Genomic DNA, 20,605 nt, shown 5'->3' with positions numbered 1-20,605 from the left:
CACGCACGGGCGCGGAGCGCCTACAGCCAGCCGTTCGACTCCGCCGCGCGGACGGCCTCGGCGCGGGTGCTGGCGCCGGTCTTGCCGATCGCCGAGGACAGATGGTTGCGCACCGTCCCCGCGGAGAGGAACAGCGCGGCCGCGATCGAGGCGACCGGCGCTCCGTCCCGCGCCGCCCGCAGCACGTCGGTCTCCCGGTCGGTGAGCGGCGATTCCCCGCTGACGAGACTGTCGGCGGCGAGGGTGGGATCGACGACGCGCAGTCCCGCATGGACCCGGCGCACGGCGTCGGCGAGTTGGCGGGCCGGGGTGTCCTTCACGACGAATCCCGACGCGCCCGCCTGCAGGGCCTTGCGCAGGTAGCCGGGACGACCGAACGTCGTCACGATCAGGACGCGGGTCCGCGGCATCGCGGCGCGCAGTGCCGCCGCGGCGGCGATCCCGTCCAGGCCGGGCATCTCGACGTCGAGGAGCGCGACGTCGGGGGAGTGCTCGCGGGCCGCCGCGACCACCTCGTCGCCGCGCCCGACCTCCGCGACCACCGTCAGGTCCGCCTCCAGGTCGAGCAGGGCGGCGAGGGCGCCGCGGACGAGTGCCTGGTCGTCGGCGAGCAGCAGTCGGATCGTCACGGGACCTCTTCCTTCAGCACGTGCAACGAGAATCCGCCGGGTTGCGGATGGGTGATCACGACCCGTGCTCCGGCCGCAGCGGCGCGCTCCCGGAGACCGACGAGACCGTTGCCGTGCGCACATTCGCCGCAGCCGGAACCGTTGTCGACGACGGTGACGTCGCATTCACCCACCGTGACGGCGCAGTGCGTCGCGCCGCTGTGCCGGACCACGTTCGTGACACCCTCGCGGACCGTCCACGCGAACAACTCGCGCAACCCGGTGGGCACCGACTCGGTGCTGCCCGGCAGCTCGGCCTCGATTCCGGCCGCCCGCAACGCCTCCCTGGCTCGGGCGATCTCCATCGGCAGCGACAGCCCCCGGATTCCCTGCACGGCCTGCCGGACGTCCGCGAGCGCGTCGCGGGAAAGACGTTCCAGGTCTGCCACTTCCGTGCGGGCCCGGTCGACGTCGATGTCGAGGAGCCGGCCCACGAGTTCGGCCTTGACGGTGATGACGGTGAGGGAGTGCCCGAGGATGTCGTGGAGGTCGCGGGCCATCCGGGTGCGTTCCTCCTGCACCGCGAGCCGTTCGCTCTCCTCCCGTTCCCGGACGAGTTCGATGTTGCGGTTGATCAGCTTGGTCACCCCGAACATCGCGAACGCCGCCGCGCACACGCCCAGCGAGAGCCCGGTGCCCGACCCCCAGTCCATTACCGCGGAGATCACCTCCACGAGAGCTGCGACGGTCAGAGCAGTGATCCCGCCCAGCCAGGCGGGGAACAGCATGACCGCGGAGACCGCGAGGTAGACGGCGGCGGACAGCCCCGACGACCCGACGGCGACCACCATGACGGCCGCGAGCCCGAACAACGCCACCACGAGCGGCACCGCCTGGTTCAGCGGCGGCCGAAACTCGTTGTGCGCGCGCCGGGTATGCGACCACCGGAACATCGCGAGGTACGTCACCGCGAACGCGAGCGTGGCGATCATCCCGATCCAGCCGCGGACGTGACCGCGGTCGGCCCAGCCGTCGAGGAACGGCTGGAACAGGAACACCGTCCACGCGGCGGCGAAGATGAATCCGAAACGGCCCCATCGTCTGGTCACGACGGGGCCGTCGGGGGTGGTCACGGAAGTCACGATACCGCCGTCACACTCGCTCGGTGTCGCGCTGGAACCGCCACACAGCGCCGCCGACGAAGATCGCCAGCCACACCGCGACGTTCAGGACCCACGTCCACTGCATCGCGTCGCCGGTGAGCGGTGCGTGCACGAGTTGGCTGAGCCCGTACGTGGGCATGAACTGTGCGATCGACGCCCAGACGGAGCCGTCCTGTAGCGGCATGAACAGGCCGCCCGCGAAGCCGAGCACGGCGAGCCCGGGGCCGAGGATCTGCATGACGTTCTCGCTGGGCAGCAGGTATCCCATGAACAGGCCGAAGGCCGCGAACACCGCGGAGCCCAGCCACGTGATCAGGGCCGTCGTGAACCACAGGGACGTGTCCATCCGGACGGACGTGAACGCGCCCACGAGATAGACGACGCCGACGGCCGCGAGCCCGAGCATCATCGCGACCAGCACCTTGACGAAGATGTAGACCCCAGGGGACAACGGGGTGAGCCGCAGTTGCCTGCTCCACCCGGACGCGCGTTCCACCGACACCATCGCGCCGCCGCTCGTCGTCGCGATCATCGCGCCGTACAGCGCCATGCTGATCATCACGTACGCCGAGACGTTCCCGTTGCCCGCACTCTCCCCCGAATAGCTCGGATTCAGCCCGAAGATGAGGAAGAACACGACGGGCATCACCAGCGTGATGATCATCGTGCGCCGATTGCGCAGCAGGCGACGCAGTTCGAGTCCGAGGAGGGTGGCGTTGAGTCCGCCGAGGGCAGGGACGCGGCGACTCGGGGCGAGAGTGGTCATCAGTTCGATCCTTCCGTGGCAGCGTCGTCGGAGGTGAGCGCGATGAACGCGTCTTCGAGGCCTCGGGAGACGATTTCGAGGTCGCTGGCGGGTGTCCGGGTGAGCAGATGGCGGGCCACAGCGTCGGTGTCCGCCGAGTGGATCAGGACGCTGTCGCCGCGCACCTCGATGCTGTCGGCGCCGGGAATCACGAACAGCTGTTCCCGGTCCGCGCCCGGGAAGTGGGCGCAGACCGTGCGTCCCGCGGCCAGCGCCTTCACCTCGGCCGCGGTGCCGTCCGCGACGACTTTCCCCTTGCGCACCAGCACGATCCGGTCGGCGTACGCGTCGGCCTCCTCGAGGTAGTGCGTCGCGAAGACGACCGTCCGGCCGCTGTCCGCGTCGGCGCGGATCGCCGACCAGAAGTCCCGCCTGCCCTCGACGTCCATACCGGTGGTCGGCTCGTCGAGGATCAGCAGCTCCGGATCGGACAGCAGTGCCATCGCGAACCGCAGTCGCTGCTGCTGCCCGCCGGAACACTTGCCCACCAACCGGTTTCCGAGATCGGCGATGCCGGCCCGGGTGAGGACCTCGTCGACGGGCCGGGTGTCGGCGAACAGGCTCGCGGTGAGCCGGACGGTCTCCTCGACCGTCAGCTCCTTCAGCAGCCCGCCCGTCTGCATGACCGCGGAGACGAGGCCCTTCGCGATCGCGGTGCGCGGATCCGTGCCGAAGACGGACACCTCGCCGGCTGTGGGGCGGGACAGGCCGAGGACCATGTCGACGGTGGTGGTCTTGCCTGCGCCGTTCGGGCCGAGGAACGCGACGATCTCACCGGGCCGGATCTCGAGGTCCAGCCCGCGCACGGCGTGAACGTCACCGAAGTGCTTGTGGACGCCGCGCAGGCTGACTGCCGGAGCCTGCGATGCGGACGCCTTCGCGGAGGTGCGGGGTTCTGTCGATGTCATGCATTCAGCGTGCGATCCGCACGGCCGGCGACCCTCACACCTCCGTCACGACCTCACCGTGACAAATGTCAGGCCCGGGGTCGGTGTGGCGCCGATCCGGGTCAGCCGTTACTGTGGCCGTCATGCAGCGCGCATATTTCTGGTTTAGCAGGCCGGCCCCGGGTGGGCCGGTCGGCGTAACCACGCGCTGACCTCCTCCACCCCAGAGCCGGATTACAGACCGGCTCGCGGGAATCTCCACAGTCTTCGAGGGCCGGCCTGAGAACAGGAACCCGAACCCATGACTGTCACTCTCGACACCACTACCAGCAGTGATCGCCTGGACGCCCAGCGCACCGTGAGCATCAGCCCGCTGGTGGCGCCATCCGTCGTGCGCCGCGAACACGCCCCCGACGACGTCGCGTCCGCGACCGTCCGCTCGGGCCGTGCCGACACGGTGAACGTGCTGAACGGCGACGACGACCGCCTGCTCGTCGTGGTCGGCCCGTGCTCCGTGCACGATCCCGTCGCCGCCATGGACTACGCCCGCAGGCTCGCCGCCAAGGCCGAGGAACTGCGCGACGACCTGCACATCGTGATGCGGGTCTACTTCGAGAAGCCGCGCACCACGCTGGGCTGGAAGGGTCTGCTCAACGACCCCCACCTGGACGGCACGTTCGACATCGACACCGGGATCCGCATGGGCCGCAAGCTGCTGCTCGACGTGTCCTCGCTCGGCCTGCCGGTCGGCTGCGAGTTCCTCGACCCGATCATGCCGCAGTACATCGCGGACCTCGTCACCTACGGCGCGATCGGTGCCCGCACCGCCGCCAGCCAGGTGCACCGGCAGCTGTGCAGCGCACTGTCGATGCCCGTCGGAATCAAGAACTCGACGGAAGGCGACGTGCAGGTGGCCGTGGACGGCACCCGCGCCGCCGCGGCGAGCCACGTGTTCCCCGGCACCGACCTCGACGGGCAGGCCGCGCTGATCCGCACGGTCGGCAACCCCGACTGCCACGTCATCCTCCGCGGCGGCAGCGACGGACCGAACTACGACACCGAGACGGTCGCGGACACCCTCGCCCGGCTGAACAAGTCCGGTCTGCCGGAGCGGGTCGTCATCGACGCCAGCCACGGCAACAGCAGCAAGAACCACGAGAAGCAGGTCGACGTGCTGGACGACATCGCCGCCCGTCTCGAGGCAGGCGAGAAGGGGATCGTCGGTGTGATGGTGGAGAGCTTCATCGAGGCCGGACGCCAGGACCTCACCCTCGGAAGGTCCGAGGAACTCACGTACGGTCAGTCGATCACCGACGCCTGCATCGACTGGAACACCACGGCCGCGCAACTCGACCGGCTGGCGCAGGCAGTCGCGGCCCGGCGCGGATAGTCACCGCACGCCCCGCGTCCGGAATTGCACGCTGATCCGCGGTCCGAGCGGGCGGGTGCTCTTCGGTACACAATGCTCCCAGGTGCGCTGGCAGGAACCACCCATCACCAGCAGGTCACCGTGGCCGAGGGAGTACCGGATCGAGTGCCCGCCGCCGCGCGGACGCAGCAGCAGCGGACGCGCGGCGCCGAGCGAGAGGATCGCGACCATCGTGTCTTCGGTCCGGCTGCGACCGGTGTCGTCGCCGTGCCAGGCGACGCTGTCGGACCCGTCGCGGTAGAAGCACAGCCCGGAAGTGGCGAACTTCTCGCCGAGTTCGGGCAGGTAATGCCTGCTCAGGGCGTCGCGTGCCGTAACTAGCAGCGGGTCGGGGAGCGGCTCGTCCTCGCGGTAGAACCGGACGAGCCGAGGCACGTCCACCACCCGGTCGTACATCTGGCGCCGCTCCGCCTTCCACGGCACCGTCTCCGCGAGCGTCGTGAAGAGCTCGTCGGAGCCGGTCATCCACCCCGGTCGCACGTCGACCCACGCCCCGGCCGTCAGCGTGCGGCGCTGCACCGCCGGCCCGAGCTCGCCCAGCTCTACACCGAACGACGCGTCGTCGAACAGCGAAGCCTGCAGCGCATACCGCGCATCCGCGGAGGTCATGCGGTCATGCTACACCGGTAGTCGAACGTATGTTCCCATGTTTCCCTGACGGCGGCGGCTAGCGCGGCACCGCGGGCTCGCGGTCGTCGCCGGTGTCGATGGTCGCCTTCTGCCTGCTCGGCCACCAGAAGGCGCGACCTTCGAGTGCCGACAGGCTGGGCACGAGCATCGGGGCCATGGCGAAGGCGGCGATCGCGACACCGATCGCGACGCCGAAGCCGAGCTCGGCGAGGTTGGCCAGTCCGGTGAGGGTCAGGGACGCGAACGTCAGCGCCAGGATCAGTCCGGCGGCGGCGACGGTGGGGGCGTCGTTGGCGACGGCGATCCGTGCTGCGTCGCGAGGCGCGTAGCCGTTGCGGAATTCCTCGCGCAGACGCGAGGCGAGCAGGATGTTGTAGTCGGTGCCGATCGCGACGACGAACAGGTAGAGCACGATCGGAATGGAGAAGTCGATCCCGTCGTAGCCGAGGCCGTGCAGGAACAGGAGCACCACGGCGCCGAGGGTGGCGACGAACGTGAGTGCCACGCACACCAGCAGGTTGAGCGGGGCGAGGACGGCGAGCAGGAGCACGGCGAGAATCAGTGCGATCGCGACGGCGGCGACGGGGAACACCCGGCGGGTGTCCGCCGCGAGTTGCGCGCGAACATCGACGAACGTGGACGTCTGCCCTCCCACAACGACTTCCGAGCCGGGGACGGCACCGTGGGCGGCATCGCGGATCGGGCCCTCGACGAGATCGAGGGACGCGTTCGAGTAGGGGTCGTCGGCGAGCACGACGTTGACGAGCGCGGCGCGACCGTCCTGGCTCGGTCGCGGCGGCGCGACGGAGGACACGCCCTGCACTTGCGTGAGGGCCGTGACGAGCGGGGTCAGCGACGCGGGATCGAGTGGTCCGGGAGCCACGACGTACACCTGGGTCGGGCTGAGCGCACCGGCGGGAAAGGATTGGTCGAGGGTGTCGAATGCCTGCTGTGACGGCGTGTCGGAGGGCAGTTCGCCCAGCGTGTTGTACGTCGACTTGTAGCCGGTCGCGAAGGAGGCGAGCGCTATCAGCACGACGCCGATCACGACGGCGAACACGGCCGGGCGACGCCCGATCGCGGTGCCGATCGAGGCGAACGGCGTGTGCGGGCTGTCGTGCCCCGGCCCGAGCGGCCAGAACAGGTGGCGGCCCAAAACGGTGAACACGGCGGGGATGAGCGTCAACGCCGTCACCAGCATGATGGCCACGGCGACGATCAGACCGGGTGCGAGCGTGGTGAGCGACCCGAGTTTCGCCAGCAGCAGTGCGGCGAACGCGACGATGACGGTGAGCGCGGACGACGCGACGACGCGCCCGACGACGTCGGTGGAGAAGACGAGCGCTTCGCGATGCGTGTCGGTGGTGGACCCCGCGGCGGCCTGTTGCCGCAGCCGTTCGCGATAGCGGAACAGCAGGAAGACGATGTAGTCGGTGCCGACGCCGAACAGGACGACCACGAGTATCGATTGCAGCGACGTGCTGACCTGGAAGTCGAACAGGTCGGCGAGGACGGCGGTCAGGCCGGTGACCACGGCGAGCACCACGCCGATCACGGCGACCGGCAGGACGGCGATGACGGGACTGCGGAAGATCAGGCCGAGCAGGGCGAGGATGACGATGACGGTGGCGATCGTGATGATTTTGTCGGCGTTGTCGTATGCGGCGGTCGTGTCGACCTGAATGGCCGCGTTACCGGTCAGCCCGCTCACCAGTCCGGTGCCGTTCAGTTGCTGCTCGGCGTCGCCCCGGATGACCGGTACGGCGTTGTTGACCTGGTCGTCGCCGGGTTGTCCGTTGAATACCACCTGCAGTGCGGCGGCCTTCCCGTCGGAGGACAGCGACGCAGGCGACCCCTGTACGCTCACGACTCCCGGGATCGCCGAATTCTGCAGCGAGGTCGCGAGATTCAGTGCCGTCTGCTGGTCGGCGGGTGACAGTGGCGCGTCGTCGGCGCGGACGACCACCAGGCTGCCGGTTGCGCCCGACAGGCTGGGGAAATACTGGTTGCCGGCGGCCTGCGCCTCGGACGACTCGAATGAACTGGGCAGGAACGTCTGCTGATTGCCGGTGGTGTAGTCATCGAGGCTGGGTGCGAACAGAATGACGGCAACGGCCGCGACCACCCAGGCCGCGATGACCTGCCACGGGTGTGCGACGACGGTGCGCGCGATGTAGGCAAACATCATTCCCCGTTCCGGGAGATGAAGGTTCGGCCGGCGCCCGGGGCCGGGCGGTCGAACCGTTGCCAAGCCATCGTCGCATGCACGGCGTCGCGAAGGCTACGGGTTTCGCGGTATCGACAGACCGCGGCCCCGCTCCGACGTCAGGGAGCGGGGCCGCGGTACGTCATGGTGCTCGTTACCGCAAGGGGGTGAAATCCCGGCTGCCGAGGTAGTCGGGGCGCGGGGCGGGCGCCGAGAACGGGTCCGTCAGCGTGTTCTCGACGCTGTTGAACACGATGAAGAGGTTGGACCGCGCGAACGGCGTGATGTTGCCGTTCGAGCCGTGTATGCAGTTGGAATCGAACACGGTGGCGGAGCCCGCCGGTCCGGTCATCATGTCGATGCCGTACTCGTTCGCCATCCGGGTGAGCGTCGGCTGATCGGGCGAGCCGGTGGGCGGAACGCAGCTGACCAGCGATTCCTTGTAGTAGTCCTCGGGGGTCTCGCCGGCGCACGAGACGAACGCGCGGTGCGATCCGGGCATGATCATCAGCCCGCCGTTGTGTCCGTAGTTCTCGGTCAGCGCGATCGAGATGCTCGCGGCGCGGGGAGCAGGCATCCCGTCCTCGGCGTGCCAGGTCTCGAAGTCGGAGTGCCAGTAGAACGGGCCACCGGTGAAACCCGGTTTGAAATTGAGCCGCGACTGGTGGACGTAGACGTCCGAACCGAGGATCTGGCGGGCGATACCCACCACCTCGGGGCGCCGGATGATCTCGTCGACGACGTCGCTGAGACGGTGCACGTCGAACACGGAACGGACGGCGCCGTCGCTGTTCTCCCGCACGATGCGGTTGTCGCCGCGGAGAGTGTCGGTGTCGGCGAGGCGGGTCATCTCGTCGACCAGGTCGAACACGTCGCGCGGTGGGATGATCGCGTCGGCGGAGTGATATCCGCGCTTGTCGTAGTCGGCAATCTGACTCGCTGTGAGCGGACCGGACCGGGTATCACCCCGTTTCGGATCGAACCAGGTGACCGGGTCCTGACGGACGGTCATCGTGCACTCGTTGCGGTCCCTCGTGGGGTAGTTGTCGGCTACGGCCGTACGCATAACTCGTGTTTCACCCTTTCGGATTGGACAACGCTTTACTCTTCCGACGTTCTCACTGGTCGTCGACGAATGCAACCCGGACACAGGTCCACCGAGGCTGGACTGGACCGCGACGGCGCGTCGCCGCGGTGGGATCGTCACAAACATGATCGATTCGGTGGCGGTACTCGGGGTGGCGGCGATCGCGCTCGGCATGGTTCTCACGCCGGGACCCAACATGCTGTATCTGGTCTCGCGCAGCGTCACTCAGGGCAGGGCGGCGGGCCTGGTCTCGCTGGCCGGTGTCGCTCTCGGGTTCCTGTGCTATCTCGCCGCTGCGGCACTGGGCATTTCGGCGGTATTCTCCGCCGTCCCGCAGGCGTACACCGCACTGAAGCTGGCGGGCGCGTGCTACCTGGGATGGCTGGCGTGGCAGGCGTTGCGGCCCGGCGGTAGTGCGCCGTTCGCTCCGTCACGCGTCCTGCCGCGGGATTCGTCCGCCCGGCTGTTCCTGATGGGTCTCACGACGAATCTGCTCAATCCGAAGATCGCGGTGATGTACCTGGCGCTGATCCCGCAGTTCGTGCACCCCGGCGCCGGGCCGGTCTGGTTGCAGAGTCTGCTGCTGGGCAGTGTGCAGATCGTGGTCGCGCTCACCGTGAACGCGCTGATCGTCTGCGTCGCAGGAACTGTCGCGACATTCCTGTCCGGGCGCCCGGTGTGGCTGCGGGCGCAGAAGTTCGTGATGGGAAGCGTCCTCGGCGGTCTCGCCATCCACCTCGCGCTGGACCGGGCCCGGCCTGCGGTCGTCTGAGCCGGCCGCGGCCCGAGTCGCCTGAATCATGCACACCCGGGCATTCTTCGCGGGTACCGTCGAGGCAACGACGACGAAGGGACGAGCGATGGCCGGGACCATGCGGGCGGAACGATTCCACGCCGATACGAAAACAATTGCTGTGGAGGATATTCCGATCCCGGGGCCCGGCCCCGGTGAAGTGCTCGTCAAGGTGGAGTTCTGCGGCATCTGCCATTCCGACCTGAGCCTGATCGACGGGACGTTCCCCGCGCTGCTGCCCGAGGTGACCCAGGGCCACGAGGCGTCGGGCACCATCGCGAAAGTCGGTGCCGGAGTGACCGGCTGGGCCGAGGGCGACCGTGTCGTGCCGTCCGCGGGCAGGCCCTGCTTCGCGTGCCGCAACTGCCGGCGCGGGGACCTCACGAACTGCCTGAACATCCAGCTCATGGCGTTCGCCTACGACGGCGCGTGGGCCGAGTACACCGTCGCGCATGCCGGGGGACTGACCCGCATCCCGGACAACGTTCCGTTCGAGCAGGCGGCCATCCTCGCCGATGCGGTGTCGACGCCGTTCGGCGCGGTCGTGCGCACCGGCAAGGTCGTGGTCGGGGAGACCGTCGGAGTGTGGGGTGTGGGCGGCGTCGGCACCCACATCGTGCAGCTGGCGCGTCTGGTCGGCGCCGTCCCCGTGATCGCGTTCGACATCAATCCCGCTGTGCGGGAACGTGCTCTGGAACTCGGGGCCGACTACGCGTTCGACTCCCGGGACGAGGATCTGAAGGAGAAGGTCGCGGAGGCCACGGGCGGCCGGATGCTGGACGTGGCGTTCGACGCGGCCGGACTGAAGGTGACGTTCGAGCAGGCACTCGACTGCCTGACGGTCGGCGGCCGCCTCGTCGCGGTCGGGCTCTCAACTGTTGACCTAGTGTCTAGATACTTCCTATCGCTGTCGGTTCATGCGCATCGGCGAGGCGGCGGAAACCTGAGCATGTCCGTGGTGGGGGTCTAGGAGGCTGCTGAATTATCGGCGCGCCTACCGGGTTTATCGTCCTGAACTGGGAAAATAGGTTAATGCAGGGTGTGGAGCGGGAGGATCGGGAACTTCTGGACGCGCAGGCGCTGGTCGGTCACCTGGTACCGGAGGGCGGCATGTTCGCGTTCCTCGCCGCCCACCGCCATGACGTGTTCTCCGACGAGGAGTTCGAGGACCTGTTCCCCTCGGGGCGGGGGCGCCCCTCGATCCCGGCGTCGGTGATGGCCTCGATCCTGGTGCTGCAGACCCTGCACGACCTGTCCGACCGGGAGACCGCCGAAGCCGCCCGATGCGACCTACGGTGGAAGGTCGCGACGGGGATGGCATTGGACCACAAAGGTTTCGACCCTTCCACACTGGTGTACTGGCGTAAGCGGCTGGCCAAGTCCACCCGGCCGCACCGGATCAACGACGCGGTGCGGCGGGTCGTCGAAGAGACCGGCATCCTGCGGGGCCGCCGCAAACGCGCGGTGGATTCGACGATCCTCGCGGACGCGGTCGCCACCCAGGACACCATCACCCAGCTGATCTCGGCGATCCGCCGGGTCGGCCGGGTGGTGCCCGGCGCCGCCGAGCAGATCGCGGCGGTGTGCACCGGACACGACTACGACGTTCCGGGTAAACCGGTGATCGACTGGGACGAGCCCGGTGCGAAGGAGACCCTGGTCTCGGCGCTGGTCAACGACGCGAATGCGCTGCTCGAGGCATACTCCGGCGTCGATGACGACGAGTGGGACGAGCCGGCGCGGGCGGCGTTGGCGCTGCTGGCGTTGGTTGCCGGGCAGGATGTCGAGCCCGCCGAGGGGTCCGACGGCACCGATGGGCGGTGGCGCATCGCCCGCAGGGTCGCCCCCGATCGGGTGATCTCCACGGTGGACCCCGAAGCGCGGCACACCCGCAAGTCACCCGAGGCCCGCCGAGACGGGTATCGGGCGCATGTGGCGGCCGAACCGGAGACCGGGATCATCACCGACGAGGCACTCACCAAGGCCACCGGGACGGAGAACTCCGATCCGGGTGTCGCCGAGAAATTCCTGGCCGCGGACGCCGAGGCCGGTGCGGATGGGGCCGGCGCACGAGAGTGGTACGGCGATTCCGCCTACGGCACAGGGTATCTGCGCGGTGCGATGCACGACGCCGGGCACGACGCGGTGATCAAGCCCAAGCCGCTGCACGCCGCGGTGGAGGGCGGATTCACTGTCGACGACTTCACCGTCGACGAGCCGGCGGGGACGGTGACCTGCCCGGCCGGCAACACCCGCCCGATCACCAAGGCCCGCCACGTGATCTTCGGCGCGCTCTGCCGCGACTGCCCGCTCTCCGCGCGCTGCACCACCTCCAAATCCGGTCGCACCCTCGATCTGCACGAACGCGATGCTCTGCTCCGCCGGGCCCGCGCCGACTGGGCCGCGAAACCCGAACTGCGGGAGAAGTACCGGCAGAACCGACCCAACGTGGAACGCGTGGTCTCCCACATCGCCAGCCGCGGCGGCCGCCGCCTCAAACTCCGCTACCGGGGCACCGAGAAGAACCACGCCTGGCTCACCCGCCGCACCGCCGGGCTCAACCTGCGCACCCTCGTCGGCCGCGGCCTCGTCCGAACCGCAGGAATCTGGGCCCTGACACCGCAGACCACCTGAAACGGCGGTCCCACCGGTGCCTACCGACGACATCACCGGCCCCACCGACCACCGCTACCCGCCTGTCACGGTCCGGCGAGCCCTACACAACCACGATCCGGCGTTCACATGCGCACGCCCTCGAGAATTCCGCCTGTCGCCGGGTCCCCCGAGAACCGTCTTGTTCAGCGGCCTCCTAGAGGGCCGCGTCGGAGGACCGGTTACCGTCTCGGCGACAGGTTCCGGTCGGCGAGTTTTCGATCGGGAGGATCGCGACGTCAATCTGGGTCGACCTGCACTGGAGAGTGTTCGGGCCGACAGGGCGGAAGCAGTTGTACTGCCGGGTGTCCGGCTCGACCGGCCAGGAACCCCCGCTCGCCGATCAGGAAATGGCGTTGCGTGAGCGTGCCACCGGCACCGTGTACCGGGCCTACCAGCATCGTGGTTCCGGTCTACGGGAGAGACTCGAGCGGGCGCAGCGTGACGACGCAGCCATCCGCCAGTTCGCGGTGGTGCCAGTGGTGGCGGGATCGGTTGGCGCGGGTTTCGGGGTGGCGTGGATCGAGCGTGACGTGTCGGTGGTCGGCGTTAGGGTCGAGACCGTCGGTGGGGATGGGGACACAGTCTCGGGTGGGGGAGCTGATGGAAGCCGGTCATGGCGTTGAGGTGGGCTCGCTGATGGCCGATACCGGATTGCCTGCGCTGCGGCAGTTCTCGTTCACTACCCGCCCCTACCTGGCGGTCGATGACGGCATCGGTGAGCCGATCGGGCTCGACGATGTCGACACCCGGGTGGGGTGGTTGCTCGACCTGATCTCGGGCGCCGAAGCGCAGATGCTGTCGCGGCTGTGGCAACCGGCCACCTTCGATGTCCTGGCCGCCGGCGTGGACCGCCAGGGCCGCAAGCTCCCGATACAGGGTCATGTCGCTGCTGCGCGTCTGGGCTGGACCCCGCATTACCCGGACGGGGTCTACGTCCCGTCGCGTGTCACGCGGGTGGTGACCGCACAAGCGGTGGCGACGCTGCGGACCCTGGCATACCGAGACACCGCCATCGCGTCGCTGTCGGCCCGGTTCGGCCCGGCCACCAGCCGCCTCGCCGCACCCACCACTGCGGCGGAGTACCTCCCGGCCGGATTCGTCCGAGGCGTGGTGCGGCAGCTCACCGCGCGCGCCCGCCGCGAGGGCGGGGCACTCGCCGGCCGGTTGCGGATCACCGACATGCAGGCACCACCGAAGACCTCGGCGATGGCTCGGCTGTCCGCAGCGGATCGACAACTCGCACACCTCACCGTCACAGACGCCGTCATGACGTTGACGGTGAAACTCCCCACCACCGTCGCCCCGACGGGACGCGCGCAGTGGCGACGAGTCCGGTTGACCGCCGCGATCCCACCGCACCTGCACGGGCGGCCGATCAGCGAGTGGCATCTCCCGACCCTTCATCTCGACCACCGAGGTCTGCTGTTGCGGTGCGCGGCCACCGAGACGGTCCCCGCCGCTGATGTGACCTCGGGAACTTGCGCGGTGGGCGTGGACTGGTCCCCGGCCACTCTCGGCGCCGCCGCCATCACCACCGAAACCCCGGACGGGCTGGTGTCTGATTACCAGGGCTGGACCTACGACGACCGCGGCCTCGGGATCAAACTGGCCCGCCTACAGACCGAAGGCCAGATGCTGCACCGCAAGGCCGCCCGGCTGACGCGATTGGCCGCCACCGCCCCACCCGAGGTCCGCACCCGGCTGGAGGAGAAGATCGCCGTCCTCGACGAGCACCGGGAGGCGGTGGGCGTCAAGCGGGGAAAGATTAACCGAGAACTGGCCTTCCACTTCGCCCGCCAGGTCACCGACTACGCCACCGCCGCGGGCGCGCAGGTAATCGCGGTCGAGGACCTGACCACCCTCGAGGCCCGCGGGCACGGCCGGGTCAACAACAATCGGGCCGCGCAGTCCGCCCGCCGAAAGGCGGTCGCCGCCCTCGCCCACACCGCCGCCGGTGTCGGTGTCACGGTGGTGTCGGTGTCGGCACGCGGATCGTCCGCGTTGTGTCCGGGCTGCGACGCACCACTGGCACGCCCCGGCGGCTATCACACTGCGTGGTGTTCGGGTTGCGGGGTCGGCGGCAACCGGGACCATATCGCGGGGGTGAACCTGGCCAAACGCGCCCTGCTCGGCAAACACAAGGTGACCCGGCGGCGGGGGCAGATGCCCGCGATCGGGGTCGCCGAGCACGCGCCGGTGCGCCGGTCCCGGGACAAGACCAGTCCGACCCCGCGTCGGTCGCGGCATCGCCGGGTCCGCCGCAGCCTGCCCACCGTGACACCGCGGGCGGGGGTGACTCCGAACAGATATGTTCCTGCACTACGAGCGTCGGTGTGGGACACGGTCGAACCCGCACCACCTCACGGTGATGCGGGTAGCCGTGACACACGTCCATCTCCAACGCCCGCCACGCAAGTGGCAGACAGTATGAGATCTACGTAGACGCTGTCGCAGATGCAGGTACTCGGCCATCTGGGGTACAAGAACGTCGACATCGAAACCCTTGCCGAACTGGTGTCGCGCGGCCGCCTCGACCTGTCGCGGTCGATCAGCGAGATCGTCCCGCTCGAGGACGTCGCGAAGGGCATCGAGAAGCTCGCGAACCACGAGGGAGATCCCATCCGGATCCTGGTCCAGCCCTGACGGCCGACATACCGGAACCTGTCGGTGCCCCGCTGTACCGTCGGGCCATGGGATATGAATTTCAAGTCACAGTGGACTCGGAGAACCCGCATACCCTGGCCAAATGGTGGGCTCAGGCGCTCGGCTGGGAGGTGGAGCCGAGCGATGAGGAGTTCATCCGCGGGCTCGTGCAGGCCGGCCACGCGCAGGAGTCCGACACCATCGAATTCGAGGGTGTCCTGGTCTGGCGTGAGGGCCAGGCCATCCGCGATCCGGAGCACCCCGAGCGCCCCCGCGTGCTGTTCCAGCTGGTTCCCGAACGGAAGACGGTGAAGAACCGGCTCCACCTGGACATCAGGGTCGGGGACGCCCGCTACGAGGTCGCCGAGAAGCTGGAGCAGGCCGGCGCCACCGTGCTCCACCGGGGCCGCCAGGGGCCGAGCGAGTGGGTCACGATGACCGACCCGGAGGGCAACGAATTCTGCGTCAGCTGACGCGCCGGCCACTCAGCGGTAGGAACTCGGGGTGCTGCCGGTCCAGCGCTTGAAGGCGCGACGGAACGCGCTGGGCTCGGAGAAGCCGAGCCGCGCCGACAGGTCGTCCACGGACTCGCCGCGCCGGAGCCCGGCGACGGCGGCGTCGCGGAGCACTTCCTCACGCAGCTGGTTCAGCGACGTCCCCTCCTGCCGGAGCAGCCGGCGCAGGTGGGGGACGCTGATCGACAGCATCTCCGCGATGTCCTCGGCCGTCGAGGTGCGGCCCTTCATACCGTGCTCGAGAACCCGGCGTACCTGCGCGGACGCCGTGCTGTCGTAGTCACGCTCCGACATCAGCAGCGTCGGCGACTCCCGGAGATAGTCAGCGAGCGTCTCCTCGGTCTGGATGATGGGCGCCCGCATCACGGAGTTGTCGAATTCGATTGCGGGAATATCGGAATCGAATGTCACGGGGACACCGAAGATGTGATCGTAGTTCTCGGCGAGCTGCGGCAGCGGCGCCGGATACGGAAGTTCCACCGCCAGCAACCGGACTCTCTTGCCCACGAGCCACGCTGCGAAACGATGAAGCAGGATCAGCAGGAAGTCCGTGACGACTCGCGTCACCTCGACGGATATCTGCACTTCCTCGGTGGACCGTTCAGCCGCGGCTGAGCGGATGTCGATGGTCATCCGGGTTCCGCCGTGGGCACCGGGGCCGATGTGCAGGGCGGGCAGTGACGGCAGGGCGCGCAGGATGTCGGCCATCCGTTCGAGCGCGGCGGACAGATCCGCGGTGTGGATCAGGGCGAGGCACACGAGCCGGAACGTGCCGCGGGGAACCGGTGCCGGGCCGAGGCCGAACAATTCGTCGCCCGTGATCTGCCAGACGGCCTGGGTGAACGCGGTGACCTGGGTCGGCGTCAACCGGGCCAGCGGGTCCTCCAGCGACGCCGTCGTGAGTCCCGCCGCCGACAGCGCGGGGGAGAGGTCGACGCCGCTGCGCGCCGACAGGTCGAGCGCCCGCCGCACGAAGTCGGCGGGGATGGTGCGGGCAGTCACGATCCGGGCTCCCCGAGGGTCCGTAGCCGCCGCGCGGCCTCCTCGAGCACGTGATCCTGTTTGCAGAAAGCGAACCGCACCAGCGGGTTCCACGGCTGCGGATGGTCGGTGAACACGCTGACCGGCACCGCGGCCACGCCGATGCGCTCCGGCAGTGTGCGGCAGAAGTCGATGCCGTCGCGTTCGCCGATCGCGGTGATATCGGCGCACAGGTAGTACGTGCCGCCGCCGGAATGGACCTCGAGACCGGACGCGACGAGCGCGTCGTACAGCACGTCCCGCTTGGCCTGGAGACTGTCCCGCAGTTCCTTCACCCACTGCTGCTCGTGGCTCAGCGCGTGCGCCACCGCGGGCTGGAACGGTCCGCCGCCGACGAACGACATGTACTGCTTCGCGGTGCGGACCGCGTCGATCAGTTCCGCCGGACCGCACGCCCAGCCGATCTTCCACCCGGTGACGTTGAACGTCTTGGCGGCGCTCGACACCGAGACGGTCCGTTCGTACATTCCCGGGAGGGTGGCCAGGGCGGTGTGCGTGCGGCCGTCGAAGACCAGGTGCTCGTACACCTCGTCGCTCAGCACCAGCAGGTCGTGCTCGCAGGCCAGCTCCGCGACCGCGGCGACCTCGTCCGGGGTGAACACGGTGCCCGTCGGATTGTGCGGGGTGTTGATCACCAGCATCCGGGTCTTCGGTGTGATCGCGGCCCGCAGCGCGTCGAGGTCGACGACGAAGTCCTGGCCGGAGCGGGCGAGCGGCACGCTGCGCCGCACCGCACCCGCCAGGGCGACCGAGGCGGCGTAGGAGTCGTAGTACGGCTCGATCAGCACCACCTCCTCACCCGGTTCGACCAGACCCAGGATGGCGGCGCTGATGGCCTCGGTGGCGCCGACGGTGATCAGCACCTCCGAGTCGGGGTCGTGGTCGAGCCCGTACCGGGCCAGACGGTCGGCGGCGACCGCCTGCCGGAGCACGGGCATGCCGGGGCCGGGTGGGTACTGGTTGAGCCCGTCCGCGATCGCTTGCCGCGCGGTGTCGAGCATGGACGCGGGACCGTCGGTGTCGGGGAAACCCTGACCGAGGTTGATCGCGTCGTGACGCACGGCGAGCGCGGTCATCTCGGCAAAGATGGTGGACGCGAACGGCTGCAAGCGCTGGACGGTGCGGTTGCGCGGCGTTGCGGGCATTACTGCAGCGTAGTCGGTGTGACGGCGCCGGTTGCACAGGGCCGCGTCACGTTCTGCGGGGCTGTCTCGTCTTCTCTGTAGACGGCGCGCGAAGGGCGCCCGGTGACGATGGAGGACGCAATGCCCCGCATTCCCGCAGTGGCCCCCGCGGACGCGAGCCCGCTGGTGAAGGTCGCCTACAAATATGCTGCCCACAAGTTCGACGAGGTGCCCGAGCCGTTTGCCGTGCTCGCCCATCACCGCAAACTGTTCGTCGCCTCGGCCCGGCACGAGATGGCGGTGCAGAAGGCGTCGACCGTCCTCCCGGCGAACGTGCGGGAGATCGCCGTCTTCCGCGTGGCCTGGACGATCGGCTGCTCGTGGTGCGTGGACTTCGGCACGATGCTGCAACGCCTCGACGGCCTGGACGTGGAGCGGCTGAAGCACATCGCCGACTACGCCGACTCGCCCGCGTACAGCGAGGACGAGCGCGCGGCCATCGCGTACGCCGACGCGATGACGGCGACGCCCACCACCGTCACCGACGAGCAGGTCGCGGACCTCGAGCGCCGGTTCGGCCGGGCAGGCGTCGTCGAACTGTCCTATCAGATCGGTATCGAGAACATGCGCGCCCGGATGTACTCGGCGCTGGGTATCACCGAACAGGGGTTCGGCACCGATTCGTGCCGGGTGCCGTGGGCCGACGACGCCGCCGTCACGACGGACGGTCCGGGAGCATGATCCCGGCGAACTTCTCCGGGTTGGCGATGTCGTACGCCGCGTAGACGAGACCGTCGCGGACGGTGAACCCACCCACTCGCGCAGGCGAGCTGCGGTGGGCATCGTCTCCGGTGAATCCGGCGGTGAAGTAGCCGAGCTGGCCGTTGACCAGAACCGGCTGCATGGCGGTGAACACCTCCGGCCCGTACCGCTGGACGAGGCCGAGGAAGAAGCGGGCGAACTTGTCGGCGCCGCGGATGACGTTGACGGCGGTGCTCGTGGTGCCGTTGGCGTCGCCGATGACGAGGGCGTCCGGGTGCAGGGCCGCGACCACCGCGTCGAGGTCGCCGCCGGCGAGTGCCTCGAGCAGTCGCTGCACGGCGAGAGCATGCTCCTCGTCGGGAACCGCGGGTGTCGTTGTGGCAGCCGCCTTGCGGGCTCTCGACGCGAGCTGGCGCGCCGCGGGTGTCTCGATACCGAGAATCGCCGCCACCTCGTCGAACGGCACCCCGAAACCGTCGTGCAGCACGAGCGCGACCCGTTGCGCCGGGGTCAGGGTGTCGAGCACGATCAGCGCCGCGAGACGGTTGTCTTCGTCCCGGACGACCGCCTCCAAGGGGTCCGGCTCGGCGGACGGTGACAGCCCGGTGACGACCGGTTCCGGAAGCCATTGGCCGACATACTGTTCCCGCCGCACCGCGGCCGAACGCAACCGGTCGAGGCAGATCCGCCCGACTACCGTGGTCAGCCAGGCCCCGAGGTCGCGGATGGTCGCGGCGTTCGCGTCGTCGAGTCGCAGCCACGACTCCTGCACCGCGTCCTCGGCGTCGCTGACACTTCCGGTCAGCCGGTACGCTACCGAGAGCAGATGCCGCCGGTGGGACTCGAATTCGTCTACCAGCGTCGCAGTGGGCATGCCGATATCCTACGTGCGGTCCAGACATAAAATCCGTCGTGTGCGTAACCGTTGACCCTGGTGGTGGGTCCGGACGTATGGTGTGGCGACCACACCACGTCCAGGGAGTCTGCCATGTTCCAGTGTTTCGGCTGTCGTAGCTGACCTGGCTTTTCCGCACCCCTTTTCTTCTGCACGTCCTGCCAACCCCCCTCCGGCGACCGCCGGGCCGGCCGGAGTGCGTTCGCACGGCCCGCTGCTTCGTCGTTTGCGGGCATCACACACTAGGAAGACCTTCGATGATTCGTCCCCGTTTCGCGCGGACTCTGGCGGCCGCTGCCGCCCTGCTCTCCCTCACCAGTCTCGCTGTTGCCTGCTCCAAATCCGAAACCACCACGACCGCCGACGGCAAGACCGTGCTGCGCTACGAGGGCACCACGGGCCAGGTCTCGTTCCCGGAACTCGCGGCCGACCTGGGCTACTACCAGAAGGTCGAACTGAACTGGATCGGCGACACCACCAGTGGGCCGCAGAGCATTCAGAACGCCGCCACGGGCCAGACCGACTTCGGTGGGGCGTTCAACGGAGCGGTCCTGAAGCTCGCCGCGGCCGATTCTCCCATCACGTCCGTCATCGGCTACTACGGCTCCGACAAGGAGACGTTCAACGGGTACTACGTACTCGACGGAAGCCCGATCACGTCGGCACGTGACCTGATCGGCAAGAAGGTCGGCATGAACACGCTCGGCGCGCACCACGAGTTCCTGGTCCGGGAGTGGCTGGCTCGGGAGGGGCTGACCCCGGACGAGATCAAGCAGGTCGAGCTGACCGTCGTGCCGCCGGTGAACACCGAGCAGGCGCTGCGGCAGGGGCAGATCGACGTCGGCACGCTCGGAAGCGTGTTCCGCGACAAGGCAGTCGAGCGCGGTGGCATCCGTCCGCTGTTCACCGACGAGTCCATCTTCGGTTCCTTCACCTACGGTTCGCTGATCTTCCGCGACGACTTCATCGCGAAGAACAAGGACGCCGTCGCCGACTTCGTGCAGGGCACGGCCCGCGCCATCCGCTGGACGCAGGTGACGCCCCGCGACGAGGTGATCGCGAAGTACAAGGAGATCATCACCGGGCGCGGTCGCAACGAGACCACCGATCTCGTCGGCTACTGGAAGTCGCCGGGTGTCGCAGGCCCCGGTGGCGTGCTCACCGACCAGGAAATTCAGACCTGGATCGACTGGCTCGTGCGTAATGGGGAACTCGAGGACGGCAAGCTCACGCCCGCCGACGTCTACACCAACGAGTACAACCCGTATGCCAACGGCACCTACCCCGCCGACAGCGGCCCCGACGGACAAGCGCTGGCCGCCAAGTGAATTCCACCCCAGGTCCTCACGAGAAGAAAGTGAA

Annotated in this window: 17 protein-coding genes and 2 pseudogenes; 9 read left to right on the top strand and 10 right to left on the bottom strand. The window is 68.7% G+C overall.

The window, feature by feature from the left end:
* Positions 1-20: 20 nt before the first annotated feature.
* The 4 genes from BLV94_RS20155 to BLV94_RS20140 are packed head-to-tail and all read right to left on the bottom strand — an operon-like array spanning position 21 to position 3,484.
* Complete coding sequence (locus BLV94_RS20155; protein WP_072943134.1) at positions 21-629, bottom strand: response regulator transcription factor; 609 nt, start codon at positions 627-629, stop codon at positions 21-23.
* Complete coding sequence (locus BLV94_RS20150; RefSeq protein ID WP_244163637.1) at positions 626-1,741, bottom strand: sensor histidine kinase; 1,116 nt, start codon at positions 1,739-1,741, stop codon at positions 626-628. Before BLV94_RS20150 ends, BLV94_RS20155 begins: the two co-directional genes overlap by 4 nt.
* Positions 1,742-1,760: 19 nt before the next feature.
* A complete protein-coding gene (locus BLV94_RS20145; protein WP_072943138.1) occupies positions 1,761-2,537 on the bottom strand; it encodes an ABC transporter permease in 777 nt (258 codons plus the stop codon).
* The gene (locus BLV94_RS20140; protein ID WP_072943139.1) at positions 2,537-3,484 is read right to left on the bottom strand and encodes an ABC transporter ATP-binding protein; all 948 of its coding nucleotides are present in this window, start codon (positions 3,482-3,484) and stop codon (positions 2,537-2,539) included. Before BLV94_RS20140 ends, BLV94_RS20145 begins: the two co-directional genes overlap by 1 nt.
* Positions 3,485-3,764: 280 nt before the next feature.
* On the opposite strand from BLV94_RS20140, the gene BLV94_RS20135 reads away from it, so the two are divergent.
* The gene (locus tag BLV94_RS20135; protein WP_072943141.1) at positions 3,765-4,853 is read left to right on the top strand and encodes a 3-deoxy-7-phosphoheptulonate synthase; all 1,089 of its coding nucleotides are present in this window, start codon (positions 3,765-3,767) and stop codon (positions 4,851-4,853) included.
* Here the strand turns inward: BLV94_RS20135 and BLV94_RS20130 are convergent, their stop codons facing one another.
* The 3 genes from BLV94_RS20130 to thpD form a co-directional block, all read right to left on the bottom strand.
* Complete coding sequence (locus BLV94_RS20130; protein WP_072943142.1) at positions 4,854-5,501, bottom strand: alpha-ketoglutarate-dependent dioxygenase AlkB; 648 nt, start codon at positions 5,499-5,501, stop codon at positions 4,854-4,856. It lies immediately after the preceding gene.
* 58 nt (positions 5,502-5,559) lie between these two features.
* Positions 5,560-7,710: an MMPL family transporter gene (locus BLV94_RS20125; RefSeq protein ID WP_072943144.1), complete on the bottom strand. Its 2,151-nt coding sequence runs from the start codon at positions 7,708-7,710 to the stop codon at positions 5,560-5,562.
* A gap of 172 nt (positions 7,711-7,882) precedes the next feature.
* A complete protein-coding gene (thpD, locus tag BLV94_RS20120) occupies positions 7,883-8,794 on the bottom strand; it encodes an ectoine hydroxylase (protein ID WP_072943146.1) in 912 nt (303 codons plus the stop codon).
* Positions 8,795-8,939: 145 nt separating this feature from the next.
* On the opposite strand from thpD, the gene BLV94_RS20115 reads away from it, so the two are divergent.
* The 6 genes and pseudogenes from BLV94_RS20115 (at position 8,940) to BLV94_RS20085 (ending at position 15,379) form a co-directional block, all read left to right on the top strand.
* Positions 8,940-9,587 (top strand): LysE family translocator, encoded by a 648-nt coding sequence (locus BLV94_RS20115; protein ID WP_072943148.1) that lies wholly within the window; start codon positions 8,940-8,942, stop codon positions 9,585-9,587.
* An 88-nt stretch (positions 9,588-9,675) separates the two neighbouring features.
* A pseudogene (locus BLV94_RS20110) lies at positions 9,676-10,497 on the top strand (zinc-binding dehydrogenase); the annotation flags it as partial.
* 143 nt (positions 10,498-10,640) lie between these two features.
* On the top strand, positions 10,641-12,242 hold the full coding sequence (locus BLV94_RS20105) for an IS1182 family transposase (RefSeq protein WP_072943151.1): 1,602 nt from the start codon (positions 10,641-10,643) through the stop codon (positions 12,240-12,242).
* A 657-nt stretch (positions 12,243-12,899) separates the two neighbouring features.
* On the top strand, positions 12,900-14,705 hold the full coding sequence (locus BLV94_RS20095) for a zinc ribbon domain-containing protein (RefSeq protein WP_074933966.1): 1,806 nt from the start codon (positions 12,900-12,902) through the stop codon (positions 14,703-14,705).
* A gap of 3 nt (positions 14,706-14,708) precedes the next feature.
* A pseudogene (locus BLV94_RS20090) lies at positions 14,709-14,906 on the top strand (zinc-binding dehydrogenase); the annotation flags it as partial.
* Positions 14,907-14,953: 47 nt separating this feature from the next.
* Complete coding sequence (locus tag BLV94_RS20085; RefSeq protein WP_072944880.1) at positions 14,954-15,379, top strand: VOC family protein; 426 nt, start codon at positions 14,954-14,956, stop codon at positions 15,377-15,379.
* 12 nt (positions 15,380-15,391) lie between these two features.
* On the opposite strand, the gene BLV94_RS20080 is transcribed toward BLV94_RS20085, so the two are convergent.
* Entirely contained in the window at positions 15,392-16,423 is a 1,032-nt protein-coding gene (locus tag BLV94_RS20080; protein WP_072944878.1) for an AraC family transcriptional regulator, read from the bottom strand.
* Complete coding sequence (locus tag BLV94_RS20075; RefSeq protein ID WP_072944876.1) at positions 16,420-17,607, bottom strand: pyridoxal phosphate-dependent aminotransferase; 1,188 nt, start codon at positions 17,605-17,607, stop codon at positions 16,420-16,422. Before BLV94_RS20075 ends, BLV94_RS20080 begins: the two co-directional genes overlap by 4 nt.
* A 120-nt stretch (positions 17,608-17,727) precedes the next feature.
* Between BLV94_RS20075 and BLV94_RS20070 the strand changes: the two genes are divergently transcribed.
* Entirely contained in the window at positions 17,728-18,327 is a 600-nt protein-coding gene (locus BLV94_RS20070) for a carboxymuconolactone decarboxylase family protein (protein ID WP_072944874.1), read from the top strand.
* Here BLV94_RS20070 and BLV94_RS20065 read toward each other — a convergent pair.
* Entirely contained in the window at positions 18,302-19,222 is a 921-nt protein-coding gene (locus tag BLV94_RS20065; RefSeq protein ID WP_072944872.1) for a sigma-70 family RNA polymerase sigma factor, read from the bottom strand. The two genes, BLV94_RS20070 and BLV94_RS20065, sit on opposite strands and share 26 nt — an antisense overlap.
* A 278-nt stretch (positions 19,223-19,500) precedes the next feature.
* Here BLV94_RS20065 and BLV94_RS20060 point away from each other — a divergent pair, with 278 nt between their 5' ends.
* Entirely contained in the window at positions 19,501-20,571 is a 1,071-nt protein-coding gene (locus BLV94_RS20060; protein ID WP_072944870.1) for an ABC transporter substrate-binding protein, read from the top strand.
* The last annotated feature ends 34 nt before the right edge of the window (positions 20,572-20,605 follow it).

The sequence above is a fragment of the Rhodococcus koreensis genome (assembly GCF_900105905.1).
Lineage (GTDB): Bacteria > Actinomycetota > Actinomycetes > Mycobacteriales > Mycobacteriaceae > Rhodococcus_F > Rhodococcus_F koreensis.
The sequence above is the reverse complement of the archived record's forward strand: the minus strand, read 5'-3'. Positions and strand labels throughout refer to the sequence as shown.